Raw genomic sequence first — 973 nt, 5'->3', positions numbered from 1 at the left:
GGGACGCGTCGGGTCGAGCGCAGTGATCTCGGCGAAGGTGAGAACGCCGTCGGGCGCGGCGTCTGGCTTGGCGCGCGCCGACATAGTGATGAAGAATATGCGCCAGCTGACCACCGCGATGAGGGCAAGGAACTTCGCCAGCCTTTCGGCGGGCTCGAGCCTCGCCTCCTCGGCACGGCAGCCGGACTTCATGACCTTGTGGAACACCTCCGCCTTCCAGCGCAGGGCGTACCAGGCGAGCTTCTCGACCGCCGTTCGACCGGCAAGTTGGTCACCAGCTTCCAGTCGATCGGCTCGCGACCGGGCGGTGGATTCTCTTCGACGCGTGGATGTAAGTCAGAACCTGCGGACTGTAGCGCTTCTGCTTGCCCACGGGCGGCGTGTTGATGGCGGCGAACTTCACCTGCAGCCAGGTCTTCTCGCCCTGATCAACCGCAATGCGATGACGTCCCGCCCAAGGCGCCGCCGCAAGTTGGGCAAAGACGCGATGAGCAGGATCGTGTGGGGCAGCATAGGCAGGCCGCTCGGCCTGCCTGTTCGTCTGCACCCGCACCAGGAAGCTGGTACCAAGGTCCTGCGCGGTGCAATAGAGCTCGTAGATGTCGCTCTCCCGGTCACCCACATGCACGCAGCGCTCGGGCGCGCCAACGAGCGCGATGGACTGGCGCAGGTTCTCCAGCCAACGGTAGCTCTCCTTCGTCTCGATCGGCACGCGCGTGGGATTGATGTGCCGCTTGAGCGCAAGCGTTCCCTTGAACTTCGTTCGTGTCCAGAACTTCGCCGCCGTCAGACCGAGGGGTGTACCGGTGAGGGTGACGGCCAGGCTCGAATGCATCAGCACCCCGCACAAGGTCAGCACGTTGGGCTGTCCGGCCTTGTAGCGCCCGCGTGGTTTGGTGAAGCCGATTTTGCCCGGCTGCGCGCGGCTGTAGATAAATTCGGTCGTGTCCTGCAGGATAAGGATCGGGCCTTC

Annotated in this window: 2 pseudogenes; both read right to left on the bottom strand. The window is 64.3% G+C overall.

From position 1 onward, the window contains the following. A pseudogene (locus tag AC0L2H_RS32455) lies at positions 1 to 207 on the bottom strand (IS4 family transposase); the annotation flags it as partial. Between the two features lie 64 nt (positions 208 to 271). Then, positions 272 to 973: pseudogene (locus tag AC0L2H_RS32450) on the bottom strand (IS4 family transposase); the annotation flags it as partial.

Source organism: Mesorhizobium sp. WSM4871 (genome assembly GCF_055811295.1).
This window is presented reverse-complemented; position numbering and strand designations above follow the sequence as displayed.